Source organism: Achromobacter sp. GW823-FHT04E03 (genome assembly GCF_058796095.1).
This window is the reverse complement of sequence record NZ_JBXAIJ010000003.1, coordinates 805,684-827,357: the sequence shown is the minus strand read 5'-3', so window position 1 is coordinate 827,357 and position 21,674 is coordinate 805,684. Positions and strand designations below refer to the sequence as shown.

The following is a 21,674-nucleotide window of genomic DNA, read 5'->3' as shown; positions in this document are numbered from 1 at the left end:
TCATGCATTTTGATTTCAGCGCCTTGCCGACGCAGACGGTCTACAACGTGCTGACCTCGACCGTCACCCCGCGCCCGATCGCGTGGCTTACCACCATTTCGGACAAAGGCGTTGTCAACGCGGCTCCCTTCAGCTTCTTCAATGTCATGGGGCCTCAGCCGCCGACGGTCGCCATCGGCCTGATGCGCCATGCCAGCGGCGAACTGAAGGATTCCGGCGCCAACATCATCGAGAACGGCGAGTTCGTGGTGAACCTGGTGCCGGAGTCGCTGGTTGCGCAGATGAACCAGACCTGCGCGGATTACCCGGCGGACGTGGACGAGATGGCGGCGGCCGGCCTGACCGCGCTGCCGGCTACACACGTGCGTCCCCCGCTGATCAAGGGCAGTCCGGTGTCGCTGGAGTGCGTCAGCCAGGCAACCATCGTGACCGGCCCGCGCCAGCTCGTGGTGATCGGCCGGGTGCTGGGCGCGCACGTCGACGATGCCTATGTGCAGGACGCCGAGCGCGGCTACATGGACACGCCGGCCATGGGGCTGATCGCGCGCATGCACGGCGGCGGCTGGTACGCGCGCAGCACGGACCTGTTCCAATTGGCGCGGCCAACGGCGCCCTTGTGATAGTCAGGCGGGGCGGCCCCGCCTTCGCTTGCTGCAATGGATGCGCAGAGCGTAGTGGCCCGCGGGGCGACGGGAGCGCTCACAGGAAGTCGGAAACTTCGCACGGTCTGCCAAACAGAAAGCCTTGAAAGGCTGAGCAGCCAATGTTCCGTAGATAGGCAAATTGCTCGGCCGTTTCCACGCCCTCGGCGACCACATCCACCTCCAGGGCCTGGGCCAGCATGACGATGGCCCCGACTATGCCCTGATCCTTCTTGCTCACGACAACTTCGTCGATAAAGGTCTTGTCGATTTTTATTCGGGAGATCGACAGGTATTTCCGGTTGCTCAACGCATCCTGCAGCGCATGGAATGACTGAATGGCAGCATGGTGATACATGGGCCCTCTCTAGCTGTTGGAGGGATTGCGGGCGTCGAAAGAACTGGGCGTCGGCCTAGGTTAGGAGAATGCCGCAGCCGGGTCTTGCCATTCGATGCCAAGTACGAAGCAGCCGTTCAAGCCGGTCTCGAAAAGGCATGGGAGACGCCGATCTTCCTGTCTTGACAGGTATTGCCTCGCTCTGAATACTCCTGGCGCGCCGATGGGGGGCTCGAGTCTGCGGCTTGCCATATGGTGCCAAAGTGACATGGGTCCATATCTGGCGATGGGGCGCTGTCGGCCCATTTCGATGCTCGCGCCGGTGGGGCTGCGCTTCGGATCCCTCCGTCCGGCCACCGGCTCAAGGCATCTACCCATGAACGGGGTCCAAACCCAACGCATTAGGCAACTGCCAGCCGAGGGCCCCGGAGCCATCCGAAGCGCAGCCCCACCGGGGCGAGCATCGGAATGGCGCAGGGCAGCCTCGGCGGCTAAAGGACTCTGGCATCCGCAAGCTCGAAGCCCTACCGCCCCGCACTTCGGTTTTGTGAGGCAGCGTTCTTGAGTCGCCGCCGTCCGGACTGCGGGATTCCGATGCTCGCCCCAGTGGGGCTGCGCTTCGGATCCCTCCGTCCGGCCACCGGCTCGCGGCATCTGCCCATTACGGGATCCAAAACCAACGCATTAGGCGCCTACCAGCCGAGGACCCCCGGAGCCATCCGAAGCGCAGCCCCACCGGGGCGAGCATCGGAATGGCGCAGGCTTGCCTACACGCAAGCCGGCGCGCGCCGAGCCTGTGCGTTTTTAGTTTTTATGAAGTCCGAAGGAAAAAGAAAAAGGCCAATCCCGAGGGATTGGCCTTTTTTGCAATACTTGGCGGAGAGGGTGGGATTCGAACCCACGGTACGGGGATACCGTACGCCTGATTTCGAGTCAGGTACATTCGACCACTCTGCCACCTCTCCGTGGCTGGGTTTCGTAACGGTGGTGTTCCTGGCTGGCCTGGGTTACCCCAAGGGCCGGGTCTTCCACTAAAGATCCCTGGTCGGAAGGATCTTCGTTGTCGAAGCAGCGAAGCCCGCAATTCTACAGGATTTTTTTTGTTTGTGTAAAGGGGTTGGTTGAAAGTCCCCCACAGCGGGTTTCAACCGGCTTTCAGCGGCGGCGATCTTTGCCCAGAATTCCGACATGCCCGGCGTCCCTGCCCGGCACTCTTCTTTTCTCGGCGCTCATCCCGGAACCGCTAGTCCCATGGATCTCATCCTTATCCTTTTGCTTGCGGCCGTGCTGTGCGTGCCCCTGACCCAGCTGCTGGGCCTGGGCGCGATCCCGGGCTATCTGCTGGCCGGCGTGCTGGTGGGGCCGTCCTGCCTCAGGCTCGTCACCAATGTGGACACCATGATCAATGTGTCCCAGTGGGGCGTGGTGATGATGCTGTTCATCATCGGGCTGGAGCTCTCGCCCAAACGCCTGTGGGCCATGCGCAACGAAGTCTTCGTGCTGGGTTCCTTGCAGATGCTGGCCTGCGGGCTGCTGCTGGCGGTGGTGTTCGGCGCGGCGCTGCGGCATCTGGCCGGCATGGAATGGCAGGCGGCAATCCTTTGCGGGCTGTCGCTGGCCCTGTCGTCCACGGCGGTGGCCTTGCGGCTGCTGGACGAACGCGTGCTGACGCGCACGCCCCTGGGCAGGTCGGCGCTGGGGATACTGCTGTTCCAGGACATGGCGGCGATCCCGATGCTGGTGGCGGCGGGCCTGCTGGGTTCGGATGGCGCCTCGGCGCCTTCCTTCAAGGAGGCGCTGATCGCCGTGGTGGTGGTCGCGGCGGCGTACCGGCTGCGGCTGCTGGGCTGGGCTGCCAAGGCGCAGTTGAATGAATTGTTCACGGCCGCCGCCCTGCTGATGGTGGTGGGCGCTGCTCAACTGTTCGACTACGCCGGCCTGTCCGCGGGCCTGGGCGGGTTCCTGGTGGGCGTGCTGATGGCCGAGTCGCGCTATCGGGATGACCTGGAAAAGGCCATCGACCCGTTCAAGGGGCTGCTGCTGGGCCTGTTCTTCGTAGCCATCGGCATGTCCGTGAATCTGAAGGTGGTGGCCAACCACTGGCCCTTCATTCTTGTAGGCGTATTCGCGCTGCTGCTGGTCAAGGCCTTGATTCTGTACGGCTTTTCGCGCTTTCTGGGCCTGCCGCGCTATCACCGCCTGCTATTCGCGCTGGCGCTGGCGCAGGGCGGGGAGTTCAGCTTCGCCATCTTCAACGAAGCCTGGGACAACAATCTGATGAACCTGGAACAGCGCGACTTGCTGTCCGTCATCGTGGCGATTTCGATGGGCGTGGTGCCGATGCTGATCAAGCTGCTGGAACGCATACCCGAGAACCGGGGCGGCATGGCCGATCTGCCGGCAGCGGAACCGGTCCAGGACGAGGCGCCGAAACCTCCTGCGCCGCGCGATCCTCCTCCCGCTGCTTGACCCTGCGGGCCGTACGGGCATGGCATGATTGCCGTCATGCCGGGCAGCTACACTTGACCCTTGCTTGGCCCGTCCAATGTGCCCGACCACAGGAGAATGCTCATGCTTAAAGGAAAAGTCGCCCTTGTCACCGGTTCCACCAGCGGCATCGGCCTGGGTATCGCCACTGCCTTCGCCCAGCAAGGCGCCGATATCGTCTTGAACGGCTTCGGCGATGCGGCCGAAATCGAAAAGCTCCGCGCCGGCCTGGCCGACAAGCATGGCGTGAGGGTCATCTACGACGGCGCCGACCTGTCCAAGGGCGCGGCCGTGCGCGAGCTGGTCGAGAACGCCGTGCGCCAGTTGGGCCGCATCGACATCCTGGTCAATAACGCCGGCATCCAGCACACCGCGCTGATCGAGGACTTCCCCGCTGAAAAATGGGACGCGATCCTGGCGCTGAACCTGTCGGCAGTGTTCCACGGCACCGCCGCCGCCCTGCCGCACATGAAGAAGCAGGGCTTCGGCCGCATCATCAACATCGCCTCGGCCCATGGCCTGGTGGCTTCGGCGAACAAGTCGGCCTATGTCGCCGCCAAGCACGGCGTGGTCGGCTTCACCAAGGTCACCGCGCTGGAAACGGCCGGCCAGGGCATCACGGCCAACGCCATCTGCCCGGGCTGGGTACGCACTCCGCTGGTCGAAAAGCAGATCACCGCGCTGGCGGAAAAAGATGGCGTGGACCAGGAAACCGCCGCGCGCGAACTGCTGAGCGAAAAGCAGCCGTCGCTGCAATTCGTGACGCCGGAGCAACTGGGGGGCACCGCCGTGTTCCTGGCCTCGGACGCCGCCGCGCAAATCACAGGTACGTCCGTCTCGGTCGATGGCGGCTGGACGGCACGCTAAAAAAGGAATTCCCGAATGCTGTTTTTGCTTTCTCCCGCCAAGAAGCTGGATTACGACTCGCCGCTGCACATCGAGACGCATACCCAGCCGCTGTTCGTGGACCAGGCCGCCGGCCTCATCAAGGTGCTGAAGACCAAGTCGGCCGAGGACATCTCCGAGCTCATGAGCTTGAGCCCGGCGCTGTCCGAACTCAACGTGCAGCGCTATGCCCACTGGAAGCGCAGCTTCACGCAGGCCAACTCGCGCCAGGCGGTGCTGGCCTTCAACGGCGACGTCTACGAAGGGCTGGAGGCCGCGACCCTGTCGGCCAAGCAGCTGGACTGGGCGCAAGAGCACGTGGCCATCCTGAGCGGCCTGTATGGCGTGCTGCGCCCGCTGGACCTGATGCAGCCCTACCGCCTGGAAATGGGCACGCGCTTGGCCACGCCCAAGGGCAAGAACCTGTACGAGTACTGGGGCCCGGCCATCGCTGACTATCTCAACGAACGGCAGGCCGGCCAGAAGGCGCCCGTGATCGTCAACCTGGCGTCCGAGGAATACTTCAAGTCGGTCGACCTGAAGACGCTGAAGGCGCGCGTCGTGCAATGCGTATTCCAGGACTGGAAGAACGGCGCCTGGAAGGTCATCAGCTTCCACGCCAAGCGCGCGCGCGGCCTGATGGCGCGCTACGCGATCCTGCACAAAGTGTCCAAGCCCGAAGGCCTGCAAGGCTTCGACCTGGAAGGCTACAAGTTCGACGCCTCTGCCTCGTCGGAAGACAAGCTGGTGTTCCGCCGCAAGGTCTGATCCGGTCCCGGGCCTTGCGCCCGGGACTCCCCATTCCCGTCAGAGCCATCCACGCCGGTCACGCTGCCGCCGCCACCGGCGGCGCGTGCGTGGGATCGGCCAGCGCGTGCAGTTCCTGGCGGATCATGTGCGCCGCCTTCAGCATCTGCTTGACCGGATAGACCAGCGCCGCCTGTTCGCCTTCCGTGTCGAACTGGGTCGGCAGGCCGGCCGGCGCCTGCGCGCGGTTCTCATCCAACAGGTCCACCATGCCGGTCAGCGCCCGCTGTACCGCTTCGGGCGTAGCCGGCAGGCTGGCCAGAATGGGGATGGCCGCTGTGATCTGCGAAGCCAGGATGTGGTTCTGGATCAGCAGGTTGTTCAGCTCAGGCACGCTTACCTGATGCGACGTGGGCTCGCTCATCATCCGGTAGAAAGCCTCGGCGAAATTGCTGAAGGAGATGTGCACGTTCTTGCGCGCCAGCCGCCAGGCCAGGTCGGCGTCCGTGACCGCTGGAGTCTCGCCGGCGGCGGCGCCCACGGGCGCGCCGTGGGCCTGCATGGCCTCGACGTAGCGCAGGCCGGCGATCAGGTATTCGCGGTTGGCGCGCGTGGCCGCGGCCGCCAGCGGTTTCAGGTAGCGGGCCTCCCACCAGGGCAGGATGTAGCTGCAGATCAGCGCCAGCGCGCAGCCGATCAACGTGTCGATGGCGCGTTCGCCGATCACCGACATGGACACCGTGCCCGGCGACACGAAGTGGAACACCAGCACCACGAACAGCGTGTTGAAGGTGGCGCTGGCCATGTAGTTCAGCTGCACCAGGCTGTTGCCCATGATGCAGGCGCCCAGCAGCGCGGCGAACAGCAGTTCGGGCCGGTCGGTCAGGTTGAACAGCAGCAGGGCCAGGATGCAGCCGATCAGCGTGCCCGTCAGGCGCCAGCTATTGCGCTGGCGGGTCAGCGCGAAACCCGGCTTCATGATGATGACGATGGTCAGCATGATCCAGTAGTTGTGCGCGGAAAACGCTGGCGAAAGCCATTGGCTGGCCAGCGTCATGGCGATGGCCGCGGCCGCGGTGACGCGCAGCGCATAGCGGAAGTGCGGCGAATCCAGGCGCAGGTTGCTGGTCAGGAGCCCCACGCGGAATTCCTGCCGCGAAATGAAGCGCGTCAGCGACTTGTTGATGCGCAGCACGTCGGTGGGCTTGGCGTCGGGCGAAGCGGCGGTGTGGTCGGCCAGGCGGTCGACGATGCGCGCCGAATTGCGCAGCCGGCGCAGCACCTGGACGATCAGCGCCAGCATCTCGGGCTCGCGCTCGCCCAGGCCCTGCTGCTTGAGCTGTTCGATCTCGTATTCGATGGCGCGCAATTCGGCCTTGGCGCTGCTGCGGTACTGCACCTTGCGCCCGCGCGACACGTCCAGCGCGATGCGGTTGAGCTCCAGCGACATCTTCACCAGCGCATCGCGCATGAACATCAGGCAGTCGCTGCCGGCCAGCGCGCGGCGCAGCGCCGCGTAGTCGGTATGCGTGGCCACCAGCGTATCCAGCAGCTGCAGCATATCGACGAACATGTTCCAGATCATCACGCGCTGGCGGTCGCCCAGGCCTTTGCCGCGGGGCAGGGCGCGCAGCACCATGTCGCGCGCCGCCTGGTGCTTTTCCGTCATGACGGATTGGCGCTGGATCAGCTCGCGGTAGGCGTCGTCCAGATCGGCGGTTTCATCGTAGAAGGTGGCGCGCGCCGCCACGTAGTCGGCGGTGGCGAAGAGCGCCACCGACATGGCCTGCTGCTCCTCGCGCAGCCAGAACAGGCGCGAGAACCCCAGGCTGAATGCGACGTAGAACAGCGCCCCGCCCAGCGTGGCCGCGGCGTGCGCCAGCACCTCATGGGGCGCCAGCGGCGAATGCATGGTCAGGGTCATCAGCAACAGGCCGGCAAAGCCGATCAGCCCGCCGCGTTTGCCGAACACCGTGAACATCGAATAGACGAAGCACTGCGCGATGACCGCCAGCCAGATCAGCACGGGGTGCGATGACGCCAGCCCTGTGATGATGACCGTCAGCGTGCCCAGCGCGGCGCCGCCCAGCATCTCGTTGGTGCGGTGGCGCTGCGGCCCGCCCGGCTGGTCGATGATGGCCAGGCATTGCGCCCCGAACGTTGCAACCAGACCCGTGGTGTAGTTGCCGAACAGGCCGCCCAGCACCAGCACGGGCAACAGCATCCCCACCCCCTGACGCACCCCTCCGAAGAAGTAGTGGCTGTAGAGGAAGCGGCGGATGCTGGCAATGCGCAAATCCATGAGGCGGCGGCTCGGTTTCGGATGACGAAACAAGTATAGAGAGACTGCCTAAATTTTTGGGGTCGGATAGTTACCGAACCTTCCAAGCAACGGTCGAAGAAAAGTCGATTTGCTACCTTTGACGCAACGCGGTAAATTGCTCCACTTGCATCGGTCTGCCTATCCGAAACCGGTGCGTTGAGGCGGATTGCCAGGGTCACCTCCCAGCCATCCCGCAGCAGTTACACCTGCCGTTGGCCGCGCCACAAGCGTGTGTTGCCAAGGCTTCCATTTCGACCTCCAGCGTCCCCCAGGGGCGTTTGCACTGCGTTCTGTCGAGCGTGTGCCGGGTCGGCAAGGTGTCCGGGTGGCGTGGCTCCGTGAGCCGCAAAGCGCCGGATCATGTTGTCGGGACCGGTATGGGTTCAGTTGCCGCCGTATCCGGGCGAGCAGCAGTCAGGGTTGCAGGGCCGGTACTGAAAGGAATGACAACATGGAACTGAATGGCGCCGATATCGTCGTGCGCTGCCTGGCCGATGAAGGCGTGGAACACGTTTTCGGCTACCCCGGCGGCGCGGTGCTTTACATCTACGACGCGATTTTCAAGCAAGACAAATTCCAGCATATCCTGGTTCGTCACGAGCAGGCCGCCGTGCACGCCGCCGATGCCTATTCGCGCTCGTCGCAAAAGGTCGGCGTCTGCCTCGTGACCAGCGGACCGGGCGTGACCAATGCCGTCACCGGCATCGCCACCGCCTACATGGATTCCATCCCCATGGTCATCATCAGCGGGCAGGTGCCCACTGCGGCCATTGGCGAGGACGCCTTCCAGGAATGCGACACCGTCGGCATTACGCGTCCCTGCGTCAAGCACAACTTCCTTGTGCGCGACGTCAAGGACCTGGCCGAAACCATGCGCCGCGCGTTCTACATCGCGCGCACCGGCCGTCCCGGCCCGGTGCTGGTGGATATCCCCAAGGACATCACCATCGCGCAGTGCAAGTACACGCCGCCCAAGGGCGAGATCTCGATGCGCTCCTATGCGCCCGTCAACAAGGGCCACCAGGGGCAGATCAAGAAAGCCGTGCAGATGCTGCTGGCCGCCGAGCGTCCCATGATCTACACGGGCGGCGGGGTCATCCTGTCGAACGCCGCGCCCGAGCTGAACAAGCTCGTGTCGCAACTGGGCGCGCCCTGCACCAGCACCCTGATGGGTCTGGGCGGCTACCCGGCCAGCAGCGGCCAGTTCGTCGGCATGCCCGGCATGCACGGCACGTACGAGGCCAATATGGCGATGCAGCACTGCGACGTGCTGCTGGCCATCGGCGCCCGTTTCGACGACCGCGTGATCGGCAACCCCAAGCACTTCGCCCAGAACGCCCGCAAGATCATCCATATCGATATCGATCCCTCGTCGATCTCCAAGCGCGTGCGCGTGGACGTCCCGATCGTCGGTAACGTCAAGGACGTCCTGGCCGACCTCAGCGCGCAGTACGACATCGCCGCGGCCGAGCACAAGCCCGCTCCGATCGCCAAGTGGTGGGAGCAGGTCGAGTCCTGGCGCGGCAAGGAATGCCTGAAGTTCGCCAACTCGGACGAGGTCATCAAGCCGCAGTTCGTGGTGGAAAAGCTCTGGGAAGTGACTGGCGGCGACGCCTTCGTGACTTCCGACGTGGGCCAGCACCAGATGTGGGCCGCGCAGTACTACAAGTTCGACAAGCCGCGCCGCTGGATCAACTCCGGCGGCCTGGGCACCATGGGCGTGGGCCTGCCGTACGCCATGGGCGTGCAGATGGCCAATCCTGGGCACGACGTCGCCGTCATCACGGGCGAAGGGTCGATCCAGATGAACATCCAGGAACTGTCGACCTGCCACCAGTACCGCCTGACGCCGAAGATCATCTGCCTGAACAACCGCTTCCTGGGCATGGTCCGGCAGTGGCAGCAGATCGACTACGGTTCGCGCTATTCCGAGTCCTACATGGATTCGCTGCCCGATTTCGTCAAGGTGGCCGAGGCCTATGGCCACGTGGGTCTGCGCATCGAACGACCGGCGGACGTCGAGCCGGCGCTGCGCGAAGCGTTCAAGAAGCACAAGGATCGCCTGGTTTTCCTGGACTTCATCACCGACCGCACCGAAAACGTGTGGCCGATGGTCAAGGCCGGCCGCGGGCTGACCGAAATGCTGCTCGGCTCTGAAGACCTGTAAGGAGGCCACCCATGAAGCACGTGATTTCCGTCCTCCTCGAAAACGAACCCGGCGCGCTGTCGCGCGTGGTGGGCCTGTTTTCCGCGCGGGGCTACAACATCGAGACCTTGACCGTGGCGCCCACCGAGGACTCCACGCTGTCGCGCATGACCATCGTGACCACCGGTTCCGATGAAATCATCGAGCAGATCACCAAGCACCTGAACCGCCTGGTGGATGTGGTCAAGGTGGTCGACCTGACCGAAGGCGCGCACATCGAGCGCGAGCTGATGCTCGTGAAGGTGCGCGCGGTCGGCAAGGAGCGCGAGGAAATGAAGCGCATGGCGGATATCTTCCGCGGCCGCATCATCGACGTGACCGACAAGTCCTACACCATCGAATTGACCGGGGTGCAGGAAAAAGTACAGGCCTTCCTGGAGGCCCTGGACCGCAGTGCAATCCTTGAAACCGTGCGCACCGGCGTGTCCGGCATCGGACGCGGTGAACGGATTTTGAAGATTTGACCGGCCTTCCAGGCCAAGCCGCACCCTACATCTGAATTAAACAAATATCCAAAATACTGGAATCTGGAGCACAACCATGAAAGTTTTCTACGACAAAGACTGCGATCTCTCCCTGGTCAAGGGCAAGACTGTTGCCATCATCGGCTACGGCTCGCAAGGCCACGCGCACGCGCAGAACCTGCATGAGTCCGGCGTGAAGGTCGTGGTCGGCCTGCGCAAGGGCGGCGCCTCGTGGAATAAGGCCGCCAACGCCGGCCTGGAAGTCAAGGAAGTCGCCGACGCGGTCAAGTCCGCCGACATCGTCATGATGCTGCTGCCCGACGAGAACATCGCCTCGGTCTACAACAAGGAAGTGCACGCCAACATCAAGCCCGGCGCCGCCCTGGCGTTCGCCCACGGCTTCAACGTGCACTACGGCCAGGTCGTGCCGCGTGAAGACATCGACGTCATCATGATCGCCCCGAAGGCCCCGGGCCACACCGTGCGCAACACCTACAAGCAAGGCGGCGGCGTGCCCCATCTGGTGGCCGTGTACCAGGACAAGTCGGGCGCCGCGCGTGACGTGGCCCTGTCGTACGCCAGCGCCAACGGCGGCGGCCGTGCCGGCATCATCGAAACCAACTTCCGCGAAGAAACCGAAACCGACCTGTTCGGCGAACAGGCCGTGCTGTGCGGCGGTACCGTCGAACTGATCAAGGCCGGTTTCGACACGCTGGTGGAAGCCGGCTACGCGCCCGAAATGGCGTACTTCGAATGCCTGCACGAACTGAAGCTGATCGTCGACCTGATCTATGAAGGCGGCATCGCCAACATGAACTACTCGATCTCGAACAACGCCGAGTTCGGCGAGTACGAAACCGGCCCGAAGATCGTCACCGACGAAACCCGCAAGGCCATGCGCCAGTGCCTGACGGACATCCAGACCGGCGAATACGCCAAGAAGTTCATCCTGGAAAACACCGCCGGCGCTCCGACGCTGACCTCGCGCCGCCGCATCAACGCGGAATCGCAGATCGAGCAAGTGGGCGGCAAGCTGCGCGCCATGATGCCCTGGATCGCCGCCAACAAGCTGGTGGACAAGTCCAAGAACTGATCCATGCCATTGCGCGGGGCCTGCCCCGCGCAATCAGGGTCGAAGCGGCATGCCTGCGAGGGCATGCCGCTTTTTTTGCAGGCTTCCCCTCGATTGGCCAGGCACGCGGCTTGCTCCGCCCCGCAAGCGGGGCCAGATGGGTTAACCTTTCAATGTTCGTTGTAAGTTATTGAGACCATGCCCAATTTTTCCATGCGCGATTCCGAGAACCGCCACCGCAGCATCTACCTGCTGCCCAACGCGTTCACCACCGCGGCACTGTTCGCGGGGTTCTACGCCGTCGTGCAGGCCATGAACGACCGCTTCGAAGTGGCCGCCATCGCCATTTTCGCGGCCATGGTGCTGGACGGCATGGATGGCCGGGTTGCCCGCCTGACCAACACCCAGTCCGCCTTCGGCGAGCAGTACGACTCGCTGTCCGACATGACCTCCTTCGGCGTTGCGCCCGCGCTGGTCATGTACGAATGGATCCTGAACGACCTGGGCCGCTGGGGCTGGCTGGCCGCGTTCGTCTATGTCGCCGGCGCCGCGCTGCGCCTGGCGCGTTTCAACACCAACATCGCCGTGGTCGACAAGCGCTACTTCCAGGGCTTGCCCAGCCCGGCTGCCGGCGCGCTGGTGGCGGGTTTCGTCTGGCTGGCCGTGGACAACAAGCTGCCCATCCATGACAGCCTGATGGCCTGGGCGGCGTTCACGCTGACCATGTACGCGGGCATTTCCATGGTGTCGAATGCGCCGTTCTTCAGCGGCAAGAGCTTCGCCCTGGGCCGCAGCGTGCCGTTCTGGGGCATCCTGCTGGTGGTGGCCGTGTTCGTGTTCGTGTCCAGCGATCCTCCGGTCGTGTTGTTCGGCCTGTTCGTGCTGTACGGCCTGTCGGGCTGGATCATGTGGGCCTGGCGCTGGAACCGCGCGCGCCGCCTGACGCAGGAACGCCGCAACCAATCGTCCTGATTGGTGCACGCCTTGAAAACAAAACCCGCCTGATGGCGGGTTTTGTTTTTGAGAGAGGCGGGGGAATCAGCGCCACATGAACCGGTCGTCGTCGTACATGGGGTCCGGGCCGGGATGGAAGTGCGTCAGCTTGCTGCCGTCGCGGCTCATGTAGACATACATCAGCGAGTTCCAGACGCCGTTTTCCTTGTAGCGGTACGACCAGACCACCTCGCGCTTTTCTCCCAGGCCGGCTTCCTCGATCTTGGCGGGCGGGCCGAATTCGCAGCGCACGCGGTCGGGACCCCATACGCCTTCGCTCAGCACCTTGAAGTGTTCGTCCGTCAGCAGCGGCACCACCTGGCCCACGCGTCCGTCCGCGCCGACGTTGGTGCCCCAGGCGTACTGGCCCATGGGCTGCTGGGTCCAGATCACGCGCCGCCCGCCATTGGCTTGCGGGCATTCGAAGTTGGGCCGGCCGAACTGGGCTTGCACGTCGGCGTAGGGCGTGCCGGGAGGAATCTGGGCCATGTTTGCGCAGGCGGCCAGGCCGGCCAACGCGGCGGCAGCCAGTGCCAGGCGCGCGCTTCTGTAATATTTAGACATATCTTCTCCTTACGTGGCATCGCGGCCTGCGGCGGGGCAGGCGGCCCTCATTGGGGTAATTCTAGCGAATCGGCTATAATCATCGAGCTTTATCAAGTGTATTGATCTTGCAACATCCTTTGCGCTGGCCGCAGAGCTGGTCCAGGTGCCAGGCCCCGGTGTCGAAACACCGCGTCCAACACCCGGATTCCAGGCTTCTGTTTGAGTCATCAATGGCAGCAGTGAGAAAGCGAATTCCGCCAGGTTCGCGCAAATTTTTTCCAAACCACGTCAGGGCACCTCGGCCCTGTCGCATGTCCGAAGAGGTCATAAATGTCTGTAGCTGACATCAAGAAATCCGATATCGTCGCGCAATTCCAACGCGCTCAAGGCGATACCGGCTCCCCCGAAGTTCAGGTGGCTCTGCTCACCGCCCGCATCAACGAACTGACCGGTCACTTCAAAGAACACATGAAGGACCATCACTCGCGCCGCGGTCTGCTCCGTATGGTCAGCCGTCGCCGCAAGCTGCTCGACTATCTCAAGGGCCGCAATCCCGATTCGTACCGCGCACTGATCGAAAAACTCGGTCTGCGCAAGTGATCGACGGGGCTGGCTCCCCATGACGCAACCGTGGTCGGTGCGACGTATGTCGCGACGGCCACGGTTTTTCATTTGTAAGGAATAATCGTCATGTTCAACAAAGTGACAAAATCGTTCCAGTACGGCCAGCACACGGTCGTCCTGGAAACTGGCGAGATCGCTCGCCAGGCCTCCGGCGCCGTTGTGGTGTCGATCGAGGACACCGTCGTCCTGGCCACCGTCGTGGCTTCCAAGAAGGCCAAGCCGGGTCAAACGTTTTTCCCGCTGACCGTTGACTACATCGAGAAGACCTACGCCGCCGGCCGCATCCCGGGTGGCTTCTTCAAGCGCGAAGGCAAGCCCTCCGAGAAGGAAACGCTGACCTCGCGCCTGATCGACCGTCCCCTGCGTCCGCTGTTCCCCGAAGACTTCTACAACGAAGTCCAGGTGGTCATCCACACGCTGTCGGTCAATCCTGAAATCGATCCCGACATTCCCGCCATGATCGGCGCCTCGGCCGCGCTGGCCATCTCGGGCATCCCGTTCAACGGCCCCATCGGCGCCGCGCGCGTGGGTTACATCGATGGCCAGTACGCCATCAACCCGACCGCCTCGCAGCTGAAGTCGTCCAAGCTGGACCTGGTCGTCGCCGGCACCGAAAACGCCGTGCTGATGGTGGAATCCGAAGCCGACCAGCTGTCCGAAGAAATCATGCTGGGCGGCGTGGTCTACGGCCACCAGCAAATGCAGGCCGTCATCAACGCCATTCATGAACTGGTGAAGGACGCCGGCAAGCCCGATTGGGACTGGCAAGCGCCCGCCAAGGACGAAGCCCTGATCGCCGCGGTCACCGCAGCTGCCCAGGAAGGCCTGAACGCCGCCTACCAGATCCGCGAAAAGCAGGCCCGTACGACCAAGCTGCGCGAAGTGTCGGCTGACGTGTCGGCCAAGCTGGCCGCCGCCGCCGCCGAAAAGGGCGAAGCGCTGCCGGACGCCGTCGCTGTCGACAACATCATGTTCTCGCTGGAATCCGCCATCGTGCGCGGCCAGATCCTGAACGGCGAGCCGCGCATCGACGGCCGCGATACCCGCACCGTGCGCCCCATCAGCGTGCGTCTGGGCGTGCTGCCCCGCGCACACGGCAGCGCGCTGTTCACCCGCGGTGAAACCCAGGCGCTGGTCGTGGCCACGCTGGGCACCAAGCAGGACGAGCAGATCATCGACGCGCTCATGGGCGAATACCGCGACCGCTTCATGCTGCACTACAACATGCCTCCGTTCGCCACCGGCGAAACGGGCCGCATCGGTGTGCCCAAGCGCCGCGAAATCGGCCACGGCCGCCTGGCCAAGCGCGCGCTGATCCCGCTGCTGCCGGCTCCGGAAGACTTCCAGTACACCATCCGCATCGTGTCGGAAATCACCGAGTCCAACGGCTCGTCGTCGATGGCTTCGGTCTGCGGCGGCTCGCTGGCCATGATGGACGCCGGCGTGCCGGTCAAGGATCACGTGGCCGGCGTGGCCATGGGCCTGATCCTGGACGGCGGCAAGTTCGCCGTGCTGACGGACATCCTGGGCGACGAAGATCACCTGGGCGACATGGACTTCAAGGTTGCGGGCACCGAGAACGGCGTCACCGCACTGCAGATGGACATCAAGATCCAGGGCATCACCAAGGAAATCATGCAAGTGGCGCTGGCTCAGGCCCGCGAAGGCCGCCTGCACATCCTGGGCAAGATGAAGGAAGCGCTGGACGGTTCGCGCGGCGAGCTGTCGGCTTTCGCTCCGCGCATGCTGACCATCAAGATCAACCCCGAGAAGATCCGCGATGTGATCGGCAAGGGCGGCGCCACCATCCGCGCGCTGACCGAAGAAACCGGCACGCAGATCGACATCTCGGACGACGGCACGATCGTGATCGCCAGCGTCGACGAAGCGCAGGCCAAGGAAGCCCAGCGCCGCATCGTCGAACTGACCGCCGACGTCGAAGTGGGCCAGATCTACGAAGGCGCCGTGCTGCGCCTGCTGGATTTCGGCGCCATCGTGCAAGTGCTGCCGGGCCGTGACGGCCTGCTGCACATCTCGGAAATCGCCAACTACCGCATCGCCAACATCAACGATGTGCTGAAGGTCGGCCAGCAAGTCCGCGTCAAGGTCATCGAGGCCGACGACAAGGGCCGCCTGCGCCTGTCCATCAAGGCGATTGGCGGCATCGAGCAGCAGCAAGCCGCTGCGGCTCCCGAAGCTGCCCCGCAATCGGAACCGCAAGCTGAATAAGCCTGCTTGACCGGTAGCATGAAACGGCGCCTGCGGGCGCCGTTTTTCATGGGCCGGCGCGCACGCTTGTGGCCGGCATGATTCATCTTCTTGCTTCTTCAGACCCCGGACATCTCCCAACTGCGCTTACCTTCCTGTAAAGTCTTGCGCGAGAGCGAGGCCCCCCGACCACGGAGGATGGCCTGCGCGACGTGGCAAAGAAGGGGGAAACGGATGGGCAAGGCATGACGGCGTGGGCCAGATCCGCCAGTGCCGCGGCGCTGCTTGCGGCCGTGCTGAGCGGCTGCATGAGCAGCCCCGCGCCGGGCAAGGGCGGTCCCAAGAGCGAGGACATGTCCGCCGACCAGTTCGGCCAGACCGACTTCAACCGCACCGTCACGCTGGAGGTGCGCGACAACCTGGCCAGCCTGTATGTCCTGCTGGACAAGCTCTACCGCCGCAATCCGCGCGAATGGCGCAAGTCCGGCGCGCCCGACCTGGCCAAGGCGGTGTCGCTGGTCAAGCATTCCATCGAAGTCCGCATCCCGCCCAAGGACCTGGCGGGACTGCGCGACATCCAGATCCTGGCCGTGTCCCTGGACCCCAACTATTCGGGCGACCGGGTCGGCGCTTTCATCTACGGCCTGGCCGACACCATCATCGCCGCCCACAACGGCAAAACCCGCCTGTACGCCACCGACGCGCTGGACGGGCAGCGGGTCTACAATGCCGCACGGAACGTCGAGGCAGCCGCCTGGCTGCTGGCGTCGCGCCGCAATACCCAGGGCGAACCCTTGCTGCTGGCCAACGAAATGTCCCAGAACGCCACCAACCTCAGCTTTGAACGCGAATTCGGCGCCATCATCGGCCGCCTGGATCTGATCGCGAACCTGCTGGGCGAGAACACGCGGCGCATCGGGATCAACTACGCGCAGGGCCTGCTGCTGTTCAATTTCCTGCCGGTGCGCTAACAGGATTTCCATTGTGATCGATATCGCCTCCATTCAGACCGCCCGCGAGAACCTGCGCGGCCAGGTGCTGAAGACCCCGTTTACCCTGTCCCGCACGCTGTCCGACATCTTTGGCGCGGAGATCTGGCTGAAGTTCGAGAACCTGCAGTTCACGGCTTCGTTCAAGGAGCGCGGCGCGCTCAATCGCATGCTGACGCTGTCGGAAGCAGAACGCGCCAAGGGCGTGATCGCCGTGTCCGCCGGCAACCACGCGCAGGGCGTGGCCTACCATGCCCAGCGCATGGGCGTGCCGGCTGTGATCGTGATGCCGCGGTTCACTCCCACCGTCAAGATCGCCAACACGCGCCGCTTCGGCGCCGAGGTGGTGCTGGCCGGCGACACCTTCGACGATGCCAAGGCGCGCGGCTACGAGTTGGCGCAGGAGCGCGGCCTGATCATGATCCACCCGTACGATGACGAGGCGGTCATATCGGGGCAGGGCACGGTGGCGCTGGAGATGCTGGAAGACCAGCCGCAGCTGGACACCCTGGTCGTCGCCATCGGCGGTGGCGGCCTGATCTCCGGCATTGCCACCGCGGCCAAGGCGCTCAAGCCCGGCATCGAGATCATCGGCGTGCAGACCGAGCGCTTTCCGTCCATGTACGCCGCCGTCAAGGGCGTGTCCATGCCGCAGGGCGCCTACACCATCGCCGAAGGCATCGCGGTGAAGTCGCCGGGCGCGCTGACCCAGCCCATCGTCACCCAGCTGGTCGATCGACTGGAGCTGGTCAGCGAAAGCGATATCGAGCACGCCATCGTAGTGCTGCTGGAGATCGAGAAATCGGTGGTCGAAGGCGCGGGCGCCGCCGGCCTGGCCGCGCTGCTGCGCGCGCAGGAAGAGGGCAGCGACCGCTACAAGGGCAAGCGCATCGGCCTGGTGCTGACGGGCGGCAACATCGACCCGCTGATGCTGGGCGAACTGATCGAGCGCGGCATGGTGCGCGCCGGCCGCCTGGCGCGCATCCGCGTGGACCTGCGCGATCTGCCGGGCGCGCTGGCACACGCCACCAAGCTCATCGCCGACGCGCAGGCCAACATCACCGAAGTGCACCACCAGCGGGCGTTCACGTCATTGCCGGTGCGCAATGTCGAGGTGGATTTCGTGCTGCAGACGCGCGGCCACGAGCACATCCAGGAAGTGATCGACATACTGAACGCGGCGGGCTTTGCCGCCAGCAACCACGACCACTGAGCACGCTGGCGCGGTTCAGGCGCCGCCGTTCTGCGCGGCGTCGCGCGCCAGCAGGTTCTTCAGGCCATACAGGCGCTCGCGGTGCAGCGTCGCCAACAGCGGCTCGGGTTCGCGCCCCAACGCCACATAGTCCGCGGGCACCTGTGCCGCCGCCGCACGGATGGCGTCGGGCGCGGCCTGCCACCATTGCGTCAGCATGCGGTCGGGGTTGTAGACGTCCAGCCCCTGGCGCCGCAGTTCGGAACGGTTGAAATCCTTCAGATTCCAGGTCAGCACCTGCACCACCGGCGGCTGTTGCAGGCCGCAGCGCGCGCGCCGCGCCAGGCCGGCCGCGATCACGTGGAAGTCCTTGGGGTCGCTGTAGCGCAAGGAGGCCTCGTAGACCTGGGTGTCCGTCTCGCGGGCGCCGGGAAAGCGCGCGTTCATGTCGTCCCACATCTCCATCATCACCTCGGGCGGGATCTCCCAGATGCGCGAGGCGTTGCGGCGCCATTCCTCGCCGATGCGGTCGGTCCAGACCGGCGTGTACACGCCGGCTTCGGCCAGCCTGAGCAGCAGGCGGCGCAGGATGCCTGACATGAGGACGCAGGCGTCGAGGACGATGAAGGGCGGGGAGGAGGAAGCGGCGGTCAAGTGAGGTCTGAAGCCCCGCCGGCGCATGGCGGGCAGGGCAAAAACGTGGAAAACGAGGCGCAAGAATAACGTTTTTGGAAGCCGTCCGGGGCGGGCGGCCGCGCGCGGGAAGGGCGTCAGGCCTTAACCGAGTTCGGCGCGCACGGCATTGCACAGGCTCACCAGGTTGCGCCGCGACACCAGGCACTGTTTGAGCGGCGTGTCGATGGCGTAGAAATAGATATTGGCAAGAAAGCCGTAGAGCCCCGCGTCCCCGCTACCCGGATTGGGGCCGAACATGAAGCCGTTGTCGCCCAGCAGGCTGGAGACGGCCTCCAGGTCGGCGATCCCGCGCGCATAGGCGTCTTCGGGGGCGTAGCGGCCTATGCCTTGGTAGTGGTAGCGCTGGAAGTTGTATTGGCGGGCGCCTTCCAGCTGCTCGGGCGTGACGTCCGGGTGGGCGTCCAGCAGCGCGCGGCGGAAGGTCGGCCAATAGCGGTCATCGCGCCAGCGCGAATAGGACATGACCCAGTACAGGTCGTCCAGCGCGCGGCGCACCAGCAAGTCCTGGCGCTGCTGCTCGGGCGTGAGGGAATCGTCGATGGTCAGTTCGTACTGGCGCTTCAGATAGGCGATGATGGCGTCGCTGTCGCCGATGCGCAAATCGCCGTCGGCGATGTAGGGCAGCTGGCCACGCGGGGCGGACTGTACGTCCAGCGTATGCCGGTGGTCGAACGGCAGCCGGCAGAGCTTCAGGAAGGCGTAGATCTTCAGGCCGTAAGGGTTGTTGTCTTCCAGCCCATAGAGTCCGGGGTACGAGTAGAGGGTGATCATGGCGCGCTCCCTGGTTACCGGACTAGATTAGATCGGCGGGGGCAATTTTGCGCGCTTCAGTTTGACGAGGCAGGCGTTCGCCGGTTTGCGACGAAGGATGGACGCCTGGCCTGTGGCGGGGTGGTGCCCGAGACCGGAATCGAACCGGTACGGCCGCGAGGCCGAGGGATTTTCTTACCACTTCGGCTTTCGCCGCCAGCGCGGATGCGCTGTTCGTGGTCTGGAGCACGCCTTCACCATAGCCTTGCGGCCTTAGGTGCCCGCCGTCTGCTCTCTACACCTTCCCCGGTCATGCGACCTGGGCTTGGCTCGGCGTTGGCTCGGAACGGGTCCAGGGCATTCGCCGAGTTTGACGGGCTACACCTTTGGAGTTTCCCCCAAAGGGCTCAAATTAGTTCAAGTCCCTTGTGTCTACCAATTTCACCACTCGGGCGTTGCGCGGCCCGGAAGGGCCGGCAGCGGGCGAGACTATACCATCCCGGCGCCAGGTGCCCGGATTGCGGGCTCCCGTCAGCCGGGGCGTTCAGGAGACGAAGCGCACGGCGGGGCGCGGGCGTTCGTCCACGGTCAGGGAAAAGACGTCGGGGCGCGAGTAGTGGCCCACCACGTCGAAGTCGTAGCGGGCGCGCACCAGTTCCGCCGTGTCGACCTGGGCGGTCAGCAGGCCGGCCTTGCCGCGCAGCGGGCCCGCCAGCACGTCGCCCAGCGGGCCGACGATGACCGAGCCGCCGTTGATCAGAGGGCGGTTGGCGTCCCAGCCCGGTACGTCCTGGCCCAGTTCGGCGGGCGAGGGCTGCACCTGGCAGGCGCTGACCACGAAGCAGCGGCCTTCGTGGGCGATGTGGCGCATCGAGCACTGCCAGATGTCGCGTTCGTCCACGGTGGGCGCGCACCAGATTTCCACGCCCTTGGCGTACATGGCGGTGCGCAGCAACGGCATGTGGTTTTCCCAGCAGATGGCGCCGCCGATGCGGCCGGCTTCGGTGTCGACGACCGGCAGGGTCGAGCCGTCGCCTTGGCCCCAGATCAGGCGTTCGGTGCCGGTGGGCATGAGCTTGCGGTGCTTGGCGGCGAGGCCGGTAGCAGGTTCGAAGAACAGGGCGGTGCAATACAGCGTGTTGCCGCCGCGTTCGATCACGCCCACCACCAGGCTGGCCCCGGTGCGCTGCGACAGGGCGGCGAGCGCTTCGGTTTCGGGGCCGGGCACGTCGATGGCGTTGTCGTAATAGCGGGCATAGGCCTCGCGACCTTCGGGCAGGCGGTAGCCCAGGCGGGTGCCGAAGATCTCGCCCTTGGGATAGCCGCCCAGCAGCGCTTCGGGCATGACCACGAGCGAGGCGCCAGAGGCGACGATCTCGCCCTCGTAGGCGAGGATGTCTTCCAGGGTGCGGGCTTTGCCCTCGGGGGAGGAGCCGATCTGCAGGGCGGCGACGGTTTTCGTGGTCATGGCGGGGGTCTCGGAACGTGGCAATGGGCTTCAGTGTCCGGCCGGCCCTAAAATCAATCAATCCTGGTCAGAGATAAATGATATGAACCAGATTGATATCGAGTCAGCCGACCTGAACCTGCTCAAGATCTTCGAGGCCATCTATGACGAGGGTGGAGCGGGACGTGCCGCGCTGCGCCTGGGCGTGACGCAGTCCGCTGTCAGCGCGGCGCTGGGCCGCCTGCGCGCGCTTTACGGAGATCCCCTGTTCACGCGCACCGGCAGAGGGCTGACGCCCAGCCTGCGGGCGCGCGAACTGCGGCCCGTCATTGGCGAAGCCCTGGACAAGTGCCGTCAGAGCCTATCGCTGGCGCGGCCTGGCGCGGCGGGCTTTGCCGGCAGGTCGGTGACGCTGGGGCTATCGGACGATTTCGAGATCGCACTGGGACGAGACGCGATCCACGCGCTGGCGCAGAGCGCGCCGGGGCTGCGCCTCATCTTCCGCCAGACCCACAGCCGGCTGGCGGCCGACATGCTGATGGCGCGCGAGGCAGACCTGGTGATCGCTTCGGGCGGACTGGCCTCGCAGGCCTTGCAGCGCGTGACGGTCGGGCAGGGCGGCTATGCCTGCCTGCTGGATCCCGCCAGCGTGGCGCCAGGCCAGACCACCTTGTCGCTGGAGGAATTCATCCGCCGCCAGCACATTCTGGTGTCGTCCGGCGGCTTCATCGGGGTGGTGGATGAAGTGCTGCACGGGCTGGGACTGACGCGCCGGGTGCAGGCCTCGACCACGCATTTTTCGGCGTTGGCGTTCCTGTTGCGGGGCAGCGATGCCCTGTCGACCTTGCCCGCGCACGCGGCGCGCGGCCTGGCTGCCGCTTCCGGCCTGCGCATGCTGCCCTGCCCGGTCGCGATGCCGGGCTATGCCATCGAAATGGGCTGGCGCGCCGACGCCTTGCGGGATGAGGCGGTGGCCGTGGTCAGGCGCGGTTTGCTGGGCTTGCTGACTGGCTACGCATGGGAGGGCGGTATGGGCGTGCGGGGTTAAAGGCGCAAGGCGCCCCGGA

19 protein-coding genes and 1 tRNA gene are annotated in these 21,674 nt (G+C 64.8%); 13 read left to right on the top strand and 7 right to left on the bottom strand.

Features of this window, described 5'->3' with window-relative positions; translation table 11 throughout:
• Positions 1-2 precede the first annotated feature (2 nt).
• Positions 3-620 (top strand): flavin reductase family protein, encoded by a 618-nt coding sequence (locus tag AC1RHV_RS23405; protein ID WP_119450782.1) that lies wholly within the window; start codon positions 3-5, stop codon positions 618-620.
• A gap of 79 nt (positions 621-699) precedes the next feature.
• Here AC1RHV_RS23405 and AC1RHV_RS23400 read toward each other — a convergent pair whose 3' ends face one another.
• Both AC1RHV_RS23400 and AC1RHV_RS23395 read right to left on the bottom strand, forming a co-directional pair.
• Complete coding sequence (locus AC1RHV_RS23400) at positions 700-999, bottom strand: EAL domain-containing protein (protein WP_192329814.1); 300 nt, start codon at positions 997-999, stop codon at positions 700-702.
• 853 nt (positions 1,000-1,852) lie between these two features.
• Positions 1,853-1,943: transfer RNA gene (locus AC1RHV_RS23395), tRNA-Ser, on the bottom strand.
• A gap of 286 nt (positions 1,944-2,229) precedes the next feature.
• On the opposite strand from AC1RHV_RS23395, the gene AC1RHV_RS23390 reads away from it, so the two are divergent.
• The 3 genes from AC1RHV_RS23390 to yaaA all read left to right on the top strand — a co-directional run bounded on the left by AC1RHV_RS23390 (position 2,230) and on the right by yaaA (position 5,118).
• Positions 2,230-3,447, top strand: a complete 1,218-nt coding sequence (locus AC1RHV_RS23390) for a cation:proton antiporter domain-containing protein (RefSeq protein ID WP_054450164.1) — start codon at positions 2,230-2,232, stop codon at positions 3,445-3,447.
• 102 nt (positions 3,448-3,549) lie between these two features.
• Positions 3,550-4,332, top strand: coding sequence for a 3-hydroxybutyrate dehydrogenase (locus tag AC1RHV_RS23385; RefSeq protein ID WP_119450785.1), 783 nt, complete (start codon positions 3,550-3,552; stop codon positions 4,330-4,332).
• 15 nt (positions 4,333-4,347) lie between these two features.
• A complete protein-coding gene (gene yaaA / locus AC1RHV_RS23380) occupies positions 4,348-5,118 on the top strand; it encodes a peroxide stress protein YaaA (protein WP_054450168.1) in 771 nt (256 codons plus the stop codon).
• Between the two features lie 58 nt (positions 5,119-5,176).
• Here the strand turns inward: yaaA and AC1RHV_RS23375 are convergent, their stop codons facing one another.
• Complete coding sequence (locus tag AC1RHV_RS23375; protein ID WP_119450786.1) at positions 5,177-7,399, bottom strand: FUSC family protein; 2,223 nt, start codon at positions 7,397-7,399, stop codon at positions 5,177-5,179.
• A 418-nt stretch (positions 7,400-7,817) separates the two neighbouring features.
• On the opposite strand from AC1RHV_RS23375, the gene AC1RHV_RS23370 reads away from it, so the two are divergent.
• The 4 genes from AC1RHV_RS23370 to pssA all read left to right on the top strand — a co-directional run bounded on the left by AC1RHV_RS23370 (position 7,818) and on the right by pssA (position 12,134).
• Positions 7,818-9,587, top strand: coding sequence for an acetolactate synthase 3 catalytic subunit (locus AC1RHV_RS23370; protein ID WP_255423500.1), 1,770 nt, complete (start codon positions 7,818-7,820; stop codon positions 9,585-9,587).
• Between the two features lie 11 nt (positions 9,588-9,598).
• Positions 9,599-10,090 (top strand): acetolactate synthase small subunit, encoded by a 492-nt coding sequence (gene ilvN, locus AC1RHV_RS23365; protein WP_054450173.1) that lies wholly within the window; start codon positions 9,599-9,601, stop codon positions 10,088-10,090.
• A 76-nt stretch (positions 10,091-10,166) separates the two neighbouring features.
• Positions 10,167-11,183 (top strand): ketol-acid reductoisomerase, encoded by a 1,017-nt coding sequence (gene ilvC / locus AC1RHV_RS23360; protein ID WP_013391929.1) that lies wholly within the window; start codon positions 10,167-10,169, stop codon positions 11,181-11,183.
• Between the two features lie 177 nt (positions 11,184-11,360).
• On the top strand, positions 11,361-12,134 hold the full coding sequence (gene pssA / locus AC1RHV_RS23355; RefSeq protein WP_054450175.1) for a CDP-diacylglycerol--serine O-phosphatidyltransferase: 774 nt from the start codon (positions 11,361-11,363) through the stop codon (positions 12,132-12,134).
• A gap of 66 nt (positions 12,135-12,200) precedes the next feature.
• Here pssA and AC1RHV_RS23350 read toward each other — a convergent pair whose 3' ends face one another.
• Positions 12,201-12,719: a hypothetical protein gene (locus tag AC1RHV_RS23350; RefSeq protein ID WP_054450177.1), complete on the bottom strand. Its 519-nt coding sequence runs from the start codon at positions 12,717-12,719 to the stop codon at positions 12,201-12,203.
• A gap of 312 nt (positions 12,720-13,031) precedes the next feature.
• Between AC1RHV_RS23350 and rpsO the strand changes: the two genes are divergently transcribed.
• The 4 genes from rpsO (at position 13,032) to AC1RHV_RS23330 (ending at position 17,735) form a co-directional block, all read left to right on the top strand.
• Positions 13,032-13,301, top strand: a complete 270-nt coding sequence (gene rpsO, locus AC1RHV_RS23345; RefSeq protein ID WP_006223612.1) for a 30S ribosomal protein S15 — start codon at positions 13,032-13,034, stop codon at positions 13,299-13,301.
• A gap of 90 nt (positions 13,302-13,391) precedes the next feature.
• On the top strand, positions 13,392-15,554 hold the full coding sequence (gene pnp, locus AC1RHV_RS23340) for a polyribonucleotide nucleotidyltransferase (protein ID WP_054450179.1): 2,163 nt from the start codon (positions 13,392-13,394) through the stop codon (positions 15,552-15,554).
• Positions 15,555-15,841: 287 nt separating this feature from the next.
• Positions 15,842-16,504 (top strand): hypothetical protein, encoded by a 663-nt coding sequence (locus AC1RHV_RS23335; protein ID WP_370127071.1) that lies wholly within the window; start codon positions 15,842-15,844, stop codon positions 16,502-16,504.
• 13 nt (positions 16,505-16,517) lie between these two features.
• Positions 16,518-17,735, top strand: a complete 1,218-nt coding sequence (locus AC1RHV_RS23330) for a threonine ammonia-lyase (protein WP_054450181.1) — start codon at positions 16,518-16,520, stop codon at positions 17,733-17,735.
• A gap of 15 nt (positions 17,736-17,750) precedes the next feature.
• Here the strand turns inward: AC1RHV_RS23330 and AC1RHV_RS23325 are convergent, their stop codons facing one another.
• From AC1RHV_RS23325 to AC1RHV_RS23315, 3 genes are all read right to left on the bottom strand, one after another.
• Positions 17,751-18,314, bottom strand: a complete 564-nt coding sequence (locus AC1RHV_RS23325; protein WP_233564572.1) for a PIN domain-containing protein — start codon at positions 18,312-18,314, stop codon at positions 17,751-17,753.
• A gap of 177 nt (positions 18,315-18,491) precedes the next feature.
• Positions 18,492-19,181, bottom strand: a complete 690-nt coding sequence (locus tag AC1RHV_RS23320; RefSeq protein WP_492302096.1) for a glutathione S-transferase family protein — start codon at positions 19,179-19,181, stop codon at positions 18,492-18,494.
• 523 nt (positions 19,182-19,704) lie between these two features.
• A complete protein-coding gene (locus AC1RHV_RS23315) occupies positions 19,705-20,628 on the bottom strand; it encodes a carbon-nitrogen hydrolase family protein (protein WP_119450836.1) in 924 nt (307 codons plus the stop codon).
• Positions 20,629-20,710: 82 nt separating this feature from the next.
• On the opposite strand from AC1RHV_RS23315, the gene AC1RHV_RS23310 reads away from it, so the two are divergent.
• Positions 20,711-21,655: a LysR substrate-binding domain-containing protein gene (locus tag AC1RHV_RS23310; protein WP_054450190.1), complete on the top strand. Its 945-nt coding sequence runs from the start codon at positions 20,711-20,713 to the stop codon at positions 21,653-21,655.
• The last annotated feature ends 19 nt before the right edge of the window (positions 21,656-21,674 follow it).

Bases quoted from the DNA above. Each gene is read 5' to 3' on its own strand.
- AC1RHV_RS23405 (WP_119450782.1), top strand. From the start codon at position 3: ATGCATTTTGATTTCAGCGCCTTGCCGACGCAGACGGTCTACAACGTG.
- AC1RHV_RS23400 (WP_192329814.1), bottom strand. From the start codon at position 999: ATGTATCACCATGCTGCCATTCAGTCATTCCATGCGCTGCAGGATGCG.
- AC1RHV_RS23390 (WP_054450164.1), top strand. From the start codon at position 2,230: ATGGATCTCATCCTTATCCTTTTGCTTGCGGCCGTGCTGTGCGTGCCC.
- AC1RHV_RS23385 (WP_119450785.1), top strand. From the start codon at position 3,550: ATGCTTAAAGGAAAAGTCGCCCTTGTCACCGGTTCCACCAGCGGCATC.
- yaaA (WP_054450168.1), top strand. From the start codon at position 4,348: ATGCTGTTTTTGCTTTCTCCCGCCAAGAAGCTGGATTACGACTCGCCG.
- AC1RHV_RS23375 (WP_119450786.1), bottom strand. From the start codon at position 7,399: ATGGATTTGCGCATTGCCAGCATCCGCCGCTTCCTCTACAGCCACTAC.
- ilvN (WP_054450173.1), top strand. From the start codon at position 9,599: ATGAAGCACGTGATTTCCGTCCTCCTCGAAAACGAACCCGGCGCGCTG.
- ilvC (WP_013391929.1), top strand. From the start codon at position 10,167: ATGAAAGTTTTCTACGACAAAGACTGCGATCTCTCCCTGGTCAAGGGC.
- pssA (WP_054450175.1), top strand. From the start codon at position 11,361: ATGCCCAATTTTTCCATGCGCGATTCCGAGAACCGCCACCGCAGCATC.
- AC1RHV_RS23350 (WP_054450177.1), bottom strand. From the start codon at position 12,719: ATGTCTAAATATTACAGAAGCGCGCGCCTGGCACTGGCTGCCGCCGCG.
- rpsO (WP_006223612.1), top strand. From the start codon at position 13,032: ATGTCTGTAGCTGACATCAAGAAATCCGATATCGTCGCGCAATTCCAA.
- pnp (WP_054450179.1), top strand. From the start codon at position 13,392: ATGTTCAACAAAGTGACAAAATCGTTCCAGTACGGCCAGCACACGGTC.
- AC1RHV_RS23335 (WP_370127071.1), top strand. From the start codon at position 15,842: ATGAGCAGCCCCGCGCCGGGCAAGGGCGGTCCCAAGAGCGAGGACATG.
- AC1RHV_RS23325 (WP_233564572.1), bottom strand. From the start codon at position 18,314: ATGTCAGGCATCCTGCGCCGCCTGCTGCTCAGGCTGGCCGAAGCCGGC.
- AC1RHV_RS23320 (WP_492302096.1), bottom strand. From the start codon at position 19,181: ATGATCACCCTCTACTCGTACCCCGGACTCTATGGGCTGGAAGACAAC.
- AC1RHV_RS23315 (WP_119450836.1), bottom strand. From the start codon at position 20,628: ATGACCACGAAAACCGTCGCCGCCCTGCAGATCGGCTCCTCCCCCGAG.
- AC1RHV_RS23310 (WP_054450190.1), top strand. From the start codon at position 20,711: ATGAACCAGATTGATATCGAGTCAGCCGACCTGAACCTGCTCAAGATC.